Source organism: Sandarakinorhabdus cyanobacteriorum (assembly GCF_002251755.1).
Classification (GTDB): domain Bacteria; phylum Pseudomonadota; class Alphaproteobacteria; order Sphingomonadales; family Sphingomonadaceae; genus Sandarakinorhabdus; species Sandarakinorhabdus cyanobacteriorum.
Genome location: NZ_NOXT01000024.1, coordinates 1 through 8,821, shown reverse-complemented (window position 1 = coordinate 8,821; position 8,821 = coordinate 1). Strand labels below are relative to the sequence as shown.

Annotated in this window: 6 protein-coding genes; 2 read left to right on the top strand and 4 right to left on the bottom strand. The window is 66.3% G+C overall.

The genetic code is table 11. The features are described 5' to 3' along the window. Positions 1-79: 79 nt before the first annotated feature. The 3 genes from CHU93_RS00440 to CHU93_RS00430 are packed head-to-tail and all read right to left on the bottom strand — an operon-like array spanning position 80 to position 5,634. The gene (locus CHU93_RS00440) at positions 80-1,294 is read right to left on the bottom strand and encodes a DUF445 domain-containing protein (protein ID WP_094472261.1); all 1,215 of its coding nucleotides are present in this window, start codon (positions 1,292-1,294) and stop codon (positions 80-82) included. A 43-nt stretch (positions 1,295-1,337) separates the two neighbouring features. Then, the gene (locus CHU93_RS00435) at positions 1,338-4,415 is read right to left on the bottom strand and encodes an efflux RND transporter permease subunit (protein ID WP_094472260.1); all 3,078 of its coding nucleotides are present in this window, start codon (positions 4,413-4,415) and stop codon (positions 1,338-1,340) included. Positions 4,416-4,425: 10 nt separating this feature from the next. Further along, positions 4,426-5,634, bottom strand: a complete 1,209-nt coding sequence (locus CHU93_RS00430) for an efflux RND transporter periplasmic adaptor subunit (RefSeq protein WP_094472259.1) — start codon at positions 5,632-5,634, stop codon at positions 4,426-4,428. 216 nt (positions 5,635-5,850) lie between these two features. Here CHU93_RS00430 and CHU93_RS00425 point away from each other — a divergent pair, with 216 nt between their 5' ends. Further along, a complete protein-coding gene (locus tag CHU93_RS00425) occupies positions 5,851-6,819 on the top strand; it encodes an MBL fold metallo-hydrolase (protein ID WP_094472258.1) in 969 nt (322 codons plus the stop codon). 6 nt (positions 6,820-6,825) lie between these two features. Here CHU93_RS00425 and CHU93_RS00420 read toward each other — a convergent pair whose 3' ends face one another. Further along, entirely contained in the window at positions 6,826-7,602 is a 777-nt protein-coding gene (locus CHU93_RS00420) for an SDR family NAD(P)-dependent oxidoreductase (protein WP_094472257.1), read from the bottom strand. A gap of 104 nt (positions 7,603-7,706) precedes the next feature. On the opposite strand from CHU93_RS00420, the gene CHU93_RS00415 reads away from it, so the two are divergent. After that, positions 7,707-8,813: an MFS transporter gene (locus CHU93_RS00415; RefSeq protein WP_165768535.1), complete on the top strand. Its 1,107-nt coding sequence runs from the start codon at positions 7,707-7,709 to the stop codon at positions 8,811-8,813. Positions 8,814-8,821: the final 8 nt, after the last annotated feature.

Genomic DNA, 8,821 nt, shown 5'->3' with positions numbered 1-8,821 from the left:
GGGTGTCGCGTTAGCTCGTAACACTGGGTGTCCATTGACAGGTGGGCAAGCCGGGGCTGACGATCAAGCATGGGCCTCCTCAGTGCGGCAGCAGCACGAAACGGGCGCTGGCATAGATGACGACACCGATGCAGCCGCCGATCAGCGTGCCGTTGATGCGGATGAACTGCAGGTCGCGGCCCACCGCTTCCTCAACCTTTTCGGTGACCGTCTGCGCATCCCAACCACGCACGGTTTGCGAGACCAGGCTGACAATGGCATCGCCATGATCGTGCGACAGGCCAACCACCGCGCGGCGCAGGGCGGTGTTGAGGCTGCGCTTCAGCGCCTCGTCGCCTTCGATGCGCTGGCCGACGGCGGCGAGCGCGCTGCCCAACCGGTTGCCTTCGGGATCGTTCAACCCGCGCACCAGCGCGGCGCGGGCGCTGGTCCACAAGCCATTCACCCAGCCGGCCATGGCGGGATTGGCCATCAGATCGGCCTTGAAGCCCTCCACCCGCTCCTGGGTTTCGGGGAAGTGGCGCAGATCAAAGGCCCATTGCCGCAGCGCTTCCACGATGCGCAGCCGCACCGGGTGATATTGGTCCTGCTTCATTTCCACCAGCAGTCGCTGCACGGCGCCGATCATCGTGTTGGACATGGATTCATCCGCACCCGCCAGCCGCAGCAGCCAGTTGGTGCGTTCCGTCACCATGTCGCGGATGGTGGGGGCTTCTTCGGTCAACGTGGCGAGGCCCCAGTCGATGCCGGTATCGATCAGCGGCTCGTGGCGGCCCTTGGCCACCATCGTGTCGATGGCATCGGCGACCAGCGGCGACAATTTCATCTCTTCCAGCCGGCCGCGGGCCACATCCTCCACCAGCCGGGCGATCGCCGGTTCGTCCAGCGCCTCCACCAGCCGGGCCACCAGCGGCGCGAGGCCGCGCTTGCGATTGGGGGCCGGCGTGTCTGGCACCGGCTTGGCCAGCCAGCGGCCCAGCACCCCGGCCAGGTCCGCGTCTTCCAGCCGCCGGGCCACCACCTGGGGCTTCAGGAAATTGTCTTTCAGGAACTGGGCCAGCGTGTCGCCCAGCCGGTCCTTTTGTTCGGGGATGATGGCGGTGTGGGGAATGGGCAGGCCCAGCGGGCGGCGGAACAGCGCGGTGACGGCAAACCAGTCCGCCAGGCCGCCGACCATCGCCGCTTCGCTGAACGCCATCAACCAGGGCACCGCCGGATGCGCCTTGGGCCACATCAGGCAGGCACAGAAGATCAGGGCCATCGCTGCCAGCAGCAGCGTGGCGATCAGGCGCATCCGGTGAAACGGCGATTCCGGCAACAGGCTGATCAGAACGGCGTCACTCCGCAGGGGTGGCTGAGCCGACCTTAGCAGTCCCTTCGTTGTTGGTGAACCAGCGCTTCATGCGCGGGGCCAGCCATTCCTCGACCGAGACCGCAATGGAGAAACCGGCCGGCACGATGATGAGGGTGAGGGCGGTCGACACGATCAGGCCGCCGATCACCACGATGCCCATCGGTGCGCGCCAGCTGCCATCACCGCCCAGGGCCAGCGCCACCGGCATCATGCCGGCGACCATGGCGACCGTGGTCATGATGATCGGCTGCACGCGCTTGTGGCCGGCTTCCAGGATGGCTTCGCGCTTGGGCACGCCCTTGCCCATCTCCTCGATCGCCATGTCGACCAGCAGGATCGAGTTCTTGGCGACAATGCCGAACAGCATCAGCAGGCCGATGAACACCGGCATCGAAATGGCGTTGCCGGTGATCCAGATGGCGAACAGACCACCCAGCGGCGCCAGCAGCAGTGACATCATGTTGACGAACGGCGGCAGCACCCGCTTGTAGAGCAGCACCAGCACCGCGAACACCATCACCACGCCAGCAAGCACGGCCAGGATGAAGTTCTGCACCAGTTCGCCCATCCACTTCTGCATGCCCAGCTGGACCTTTTCGACGCCGGGCGGCAGCGCCTTCAGGCTGGGCAGCTGATCAACCTTGGCCTGCACATCGCCCGACAGCAGGCCGGGGGCGAGATCGGCGCCGATCAGCACGCGGCGCTGCTGGTTGAAGCGGCGGATTTCGGTTGCCCCGGCGCCAAAGCTGATATCGGCCACCACCTTCAGCGGCACGGTGCCGCCGCGCGCGGTGGGCACCGGCAGGTTTTCAATGGTCGAAAGGTTGCGCCGCGCGGATTCGGCCAAGGCCACGCGGATCGGGATCTGCCGATCGGCCACGCTGAACTTGGCGACATTCTGATCAATGTCACCCAGCGTGGCGATACGGATGGTTTCCGACAGGGCCGCCGTCGTCACCCCCAGCTCGGCAGCCAGATCCAGCCGCGGCTTGATGGTGATCTCCGGGCGCTGCAGGCCGCCATCGATGCGGGCCTGGCGCAGTTCCGGCATGGCGCGCATTTCCTCCACCACCTTCAGCGCGGTGCGATCCAGCAGATCGGGATCATTGCCGGTGAGGGTGATGCCGATCGGGCGGCCGCCCGGCGGGCCATCCTGCTGGGAAGCAAAGCCGATGCGGGCATCGGGGATCGCCGCCAGCTTGGGCGCCATGGCGCGTTCCCAATCGATGCGGTGCATCGACCGGTCTTCCTTGAGCGTGAGATAGATGTTGCCGTTGCCGACATCGACATCGGCAAAGGCCATCGCCAGTTCCGGCGAGGATTCCAGCACCTTCACCGCCTGATCAACCACCGCTTCGGTCTGCGCCAGCGTCACGCCGGGCGGCAGTGCGATGGTCACCTGGCTGTCGCTGTTGTCAACATCGGGCTGGAAGGTATTGGGCAGCAGCAGGAACAGCGCCACGGTGAGGCCCAGGGCCACCCCGCCGATGCCGAACACGGTCTTGAACCGGTTGGTCAGCGCCCAGCCCAGCACGGACATGTAGCGATCAAACCACTTGCCGGTGCCATGTTCGGCATGGCCATGGCTCTTCAGGAAATAGGCCGCCAGCATCGGCGTGATCAGGCGGGCCACGGCCAGGCTGATCAGCACCGAAACGGCAACCGTGGCGCCGAAATTCTTGAAGAACTGGCCGGAAATGCCGGGCATCAGCGCCACCGGCAGGAACACCGCCACGATCGACATGGTGGTCGCGACCACGGCGAGGCCGATTTCGTCGGCGGCGTCCATCGATGCCTGCCAGGCCGATTTGCCCATGCGCATGTGGCGCACGATATTCTCGATCTCCACGATGGCATCATCCACCAGCACGCCGGCCACCAGGCTCAATGCCAGCAGCGACAGCTGGTTCAGGCTGAAGCCCAGCCAGGCATCGAGGAACCAGAAGGTGGGGATGGCCGACAGCGGGATCGCCAGTGCCGAGATGATGGTCGCGCGCCAGTCGCGCAGGAACCACAGCACCACCAGCACGGCCAGGAAGGCGCCTTCAATCATCGCTTCGATGGCGCCCTTGAACTGCAGCCTCGTATATTCGGCCGTGGTGAAGATCAGCCGCATCTTCACCTTGGGATATTGCTGCTTGATCTTCTCGATCTCCTTCACCGCCGCATCATAGACGGTCAGGTCCGAGGCGCCCTTGGCCTTGGACATGGAGAAGCTCAGCACCTGGCGGCCATCCAGCTTGGACACGCTGCGTTGTTCGGCATAGCCATCGCGCACATCGGCGATGTCGCCCAACCGGATGCTGCGGCCAAGGCCCAGGTTGATCTGGGTGTCGGCCAGGCTGACGGCGGTGTTGGCATTGCCGATCACGCGCACCGATTGTTCGGCACCGGCAATTTCGGCGCGGCCACCGGCGGCGTTCAGGTTCACCTGGCGCAGCTGGTTGTTCACCTGGCTGGCGGTCACGCCATAGGCCTGCATGCGATCGGGATCGAGCACGACCCGGATCTCGCGGCTCACGCCGCCCGAACGGCGCACCTGGGCCATGCCGGGAATGCCGAGCAGCCGCTTGGCAACGGTGTTGTCAACGAACCAGCTCAACTCTTCCAGCGTCATCGCGGTGGATTCGACCGAGAAATAGGCGATCGGGCCGCCCGCGATGTCCAGCCGGTTGACCTGCGGCTGCAGGATCCCCTGCGGCAGGTCGGAACGGATGTTCGACACCGCATCGCGCACATCATTCACAGCGCGGTCAATCGGCGTGCCGATGGCAAACTGGACCATCGTGCGGCTGTTGCCTTCGGAAACGAAGCTGTTGACCTCTTCGACGCCGGTGATGTTGCGCACCGCCGCCTCGACCCGCTGGGTCACCTGGTTTTCCAGCTCGGCCGGCGCGGCGCCCGGTTGGGCCACCACCACCTGCGCGCCGGGGAACTCCACATCGGGCTGGTTGTTCACGTCCATTGCCATGAACGACAGCACGCCCGCCAGCATCAGCAGGGTGAACAGCACCAGCGGCGGAACCGGGTTCTTGATGGACCAGGCGGAAATATTGCGCATCGGTTCTGCCTCAACGCGTGGCCGCAGCGGCCATGACGGGCTTGATCTTGTCACCCGGCTTCAGGAAGGCGCCGGCGCTCGCCACCACCCGTTCCGTGCCGTTCAGGCCATTGGCAATGCCAACGCCATTGTCGCCGATGGTGCCAACCTCAATCGCGCGGCGTTCCACCCGATCATCCTTGCCCACCACCATGACGAAATTGCCCTGGGCATCGGCCAACACCGCCGATTGCGGCAACAGCGGCCGGCTGGCCTGGCCGGCATCGATACGGGCGCGGGCAAAGGCGCCCACGCGCAGGCCCGGCGCATAATCCAGCTGGATGCGCACAATGCCCTGGCGGTTGGCCGGATCGATCAGCGGATCGATCAGCCACACCTTGCCCTGATAGCGCTCGCTGCTGCCCACCGGAGTCACCACGGCGGTGCGGCCGGGCTGCAGCCGGGCCAGATCCTGTTCGGCCACCTGGGCGCGCATTTCCAGCATGCCGCCTTCGGCCAGGCGGAAAAGGCCACCATTGCCGGGGCCGACCACCTGGCCAGCCTCGATGTTGCGGGCCAGGATCAGGCCGGCCGCCGGGCTGCGCACGTCCAGCCGCTCGGCGCGTTCGCGGGCGGCCGCCAGTTGGGCCCGTGCTACGCCCACCCGGGCGACGGCCCCATCCCGCGTGGCGGTGCGCTGATCAATGTCGGCGCGGCTGATGAAGCCCTTGGCCACCAGCGATTCGGCGCGGGCCAGATTGGCTTCCGCCAGCCGGGCCTCGGCCTCGGCCTGGCGCACGCTGGCGGAAAGCTGGGCGATTTCCTGGGTCTGCACCTGGCGGTCGATCTGGGCCAGCACCTGGCCGGCGGCGACGCGCTGGCCCGGTTCCACCAGCACCCGCACCACCCGGCCGCCTTCACCCTGCACGCCCACGGCGGCATCGCGGCGCGCCGCAATGCTGCCCGGCGCCACCACGGTATCGGCCATCATGGTGCTGCCCGGCACGATCACCGTCACCTCGGGCAGATTGCTGGCGGCGGCGGCGGCCGGCGGCTTGCCCGCAGGGGCAAAGGCCTTCCAGCCGGCCACGCCCGCCAGGCCAACCGCAAGCGCAATCAGCGCGGGCTTCAGCCAGCGGCGGCGGGCAGGCGCCTCGGCCACCGGCTCGGCTCCCGGCGTGAAGGGAAACACCTCCGCACTGGCGGGGGACGGGGGGGCATTGTGGGCGTTCATGGTCATGGGTCCTCTGCGGGGTGTATTATCGAAATACATCACCGCATGCAAGGCGCTTCCATAGCTTAAATTCTGCCCATCCGGAAGCTGAATTGAGCCCGACTCGGCAAAGCGGCAGGGTGGCATGGTGCCGCTGCGCAAGATGGGGTGACGGCGCGGCCGACAAGGTTCAGTATCGGGTCCAATATTGGCACAAGAGCTGTCAGCAAAAGGGGGACGCCGATGCCGGGTTACAGCAAGGGCTTGCAGGAAATCGGCGACGGGCTGTTTGCCTGGCTGCAGCCCGACGGGGGCTGGGGCTGGTCAAACGCCGGGCTGATCGTGGATGGCCGCCCCGGCGATGGCGCCGCCGCCTTGGTGGACACATTGTTTGACACGGCGCTGACGGCCGAAATGCTGGCCGGCATGGAGCGTGCCACGGGCTTTGGCGCGTCCACCATCGGCCAGGTGGTCAACACCCATGCCAATGGCGATCACACGCACGGCAATCATCTGCTGCACGGGGCGGAAATCATCGCCTCCGAAGCCTCGGCCCGGGAGATGGAGGCGTTTTCGCCCAAGCTGCTGGCCCAGCTGAAGGCGGCGAGCGCGGCAGGGCAACTGGGCATCGCCGGCACCTATTTCGCCGAGGTGTTTGCCCCGTTCGATTTTGCCGGCGTGGAGGAGCGGCCGCCGACCCGGACCTTCTGCGGGCACGACCATCTGATTGTTGGCAGCAAGGCGGCCGAGCTGATCGAGGTGGGGCCGGCGCACACGGCCGGCGACGTGCTGGTGCATGTGCCGCAGGGCCGGGCGGTGTTCACCGGCGACATATTGTTCATCGAGGGCACGCCGATCATGTGGGCCGGGCCGGTGTTGAACTGGATCGCCGCCTGCGAGCGCATCATTGCTATGGATGTGGACGTGATCGTGCCCGGCCACGGCCCGCTGACCGACAAGGCCGGGGTGCGTGAGGTGGCGGACTATCTGGCCTACATCCGCGACGAAGCCCGCGCCCGACACGCTGCGGGCCTGTCGGCCGAAGCGGCGGCGCGCGACATCGGCCTGGGGCGCTACGCCAGCTGGAAGGATGCCGAGCGGATCGCGGTGAATGTCGACACGCTCTATCGCGAGTTCAACAACAATCCGACCCCGCCTGATGCCATCCGCCTATTCGGCCTGATGGGGCAGATTTACTACGACCGGCGCTGAGCCCGATCAGGCAACCGTCACGCCGCCATCGATCACGAAATTCTGGCCCGTGGTGAAGGCGCCGGCCTTGCCGGCCAGGAACACCGCCATGCCGGCGATTTCATCGGGCACGCCGATGCGCTTCAGCGGCGCGGTGGCGGTGGAGCGCTTCAGGGTTTCGGGATCATCCCACAACGCTTTCGCAAAATCGGTCTTGATCAGGCCGGGCGCAATGCAGTTCACCCGCACATTGTCGGCGCCATATTCGCAGGCGAGGTTGCGGGTCAGCTGCATGTCGGCAGCCTTCGAAATGCAATAGGCGCCGATGATGGTGGAGCCGCGCAGGCCGCCGATGCTGCTGATGATGGTGATGGTGCCATCCTTGCGGGCGCGCATGGCCGGCGCCACCATCGAGATCAGCCAGTGGTTTGACACGATGTTGTTCTGCAGGATCTTGGTGAAGGCTTCATCCGAAATGCCGGCCTGCGGGCCATAATAGGGGTTGGACGCGGCGTTGCAGACCAGGTGGTCGATCTGGCCCCATTTGGCGATGGTGGCATCGACGAGCGCCTGCAGGCTCTCCTTCGATGCGATGTTGGCCGGCAGGCTGATCGCGGCCTCACGGCCGACAGCGGCGTTGATCTCGTCCCGCGCCGCCTCGCAGGCATCGGACTTGCGGCTGGAAATGACGACATTGGCGCCATGTTCGGCCATGCGGTGGGCAATCGCCTTGCCGATGCCGCGGCTGGAACCGGTGATCAGGGCGGTCTGCCCGGTGAGGTCGAAAAGGGCTGGCAGGGCCATGGCGTCGTCTCCCCAGTGGATGTTTGGCGCATCCTAGGCCGCCGGCGCCGGGAATGTCACGCCCCACAGATGACAGGTTGGTTGCAGCCTGCCATCAAACGGCCATGTCCGACTCAGCTCCCGAATCATCCCCGCAATCCCTTTCCTCCAATGGCGTGCGCGCGACCTTGTTGTCGTGCCTGTTTTTCGCCGGGTTCGGGGCGCTGATCCCGCATCTGCCGACCTGGCTGGATGCCACCCAGGGCTTCACCGGCGTGCAGATCAGCACGGTGCTGACCATCGGCGGCCTGTCGCGCATCGTGGCCGGCCCGCTGACGGCGGCCTGGGCGGCGGGGCAAAGCGACAAGCGCGCGCCCCTGTTCCTGTTTTCATTCCTGCTCACGGCTGGATTTGCCGCGCTGTGGTTCGTGCAGGGCTTCTGGCCGGTGTTTGCCATCATCCTGCTGATGGATGTGGGCTTCTGGGGCCTGTTGCCGGCGGTGGAGGCGGCGCTGATCCGGCTGACCAAGCAGGGCCTGCCGCCCTATGGCGTGGCGCGCGGGCTGGCTTCGGCGGCGTTCATCGTCGGATCGTCCAGCGTGGGCGCGCTGGTTGGCGGCTTTGGCCCGTGGGCGATCTGGGCCTGGCTGCTGGGCGTGTCGATCGCCCTGATCGGCGCGGCCATCGTGATGCCGAAGGAGCCGGTGGAGGGCAATGAGGAGGCCGGCTTCGTCAGCCGCCTGATGGAGGGTGTGGGGCTCTTGAAGAACCGCCGTTTTGCCATGCTGATCTTTGCCGCTGGCATCCTCCAGGCCACCCATGGCTATTTCTACGGCTTTGGCGTGCTGATCTGGACCAAGGACCAGGCGATCAGCCAGGCGGTGGCCGGCAATCTCTGGTCGGTCGGCGTCGCCGTGGAGGTGATCTTCCTGATGTTCCTCGGCAACTGGTCGAGCCGCTTTGCCAGCGAAACGCTGATCCTGGTGGGCGCCATCGCCTGCATCATCCGCTGGACGGCGATGGCCTTCCTGCCGCCGGAACTCCTGCTGTGGCCGCTGCAGGTGCTGCACGCCAGCACCTTTGCGGCGGTGTTCCTCGGCGCAATGCGGCTGGTCAACCAGATGATGGGCGATGAAAAGACCGCGACCGCCCAGATGATCTACATGGCGCTGGCCTCGGCCCCGGCGCAAGCCTTCACCACCTGGGCACCTCCAAAAACCCCTCGCCAATAGCGGCCTGA

Coding starts and splice junctions, on each gene's coding strand:
- CHU93_RS00425 (WP_094472258.1), top strand. CDS start 5,851: ATGCCGGGTTACAGCAAGGGCTTGCAGGAAATCGGCGACGGGCTGTTT.
- CHU93_RS00420 (WP_094472257.1), bottom strand. CDS start 7,602: ATGGCCCTGCCAGCCCTTTTCGACCTCACCGGGCAGACCGCCCTGATC.
- CHU93_RS00440 (WP_094472261.1), bottom strand. CDS start 1,294: ATGCGCCTGATCGCCACGCTGCTGCTGGCAGCGATGGCCCTGATCTTC.
- CHU93_RS00415 (WP_165768535.1), top strand. CDS start 7,707: ATGTCCGACTCAGCTCCCGAATCATCCCCGCAATCCCTTTCCTCCAAT.
- CHU93_RS00430 (WP_094472259.1), bottom strand. CDS start 5,634: ATGACCATGAACGCCCACAATGCCCCCCCGTCCCCCGCCAGTGCGGAG.
- CHU93_RS00435 (WP_094472260.1), bottom strand. CDS start 4,415: ATGCGCAATATTTCCGCCTGGTCCATCAAGAACCCGGTTCCGCCGCTG.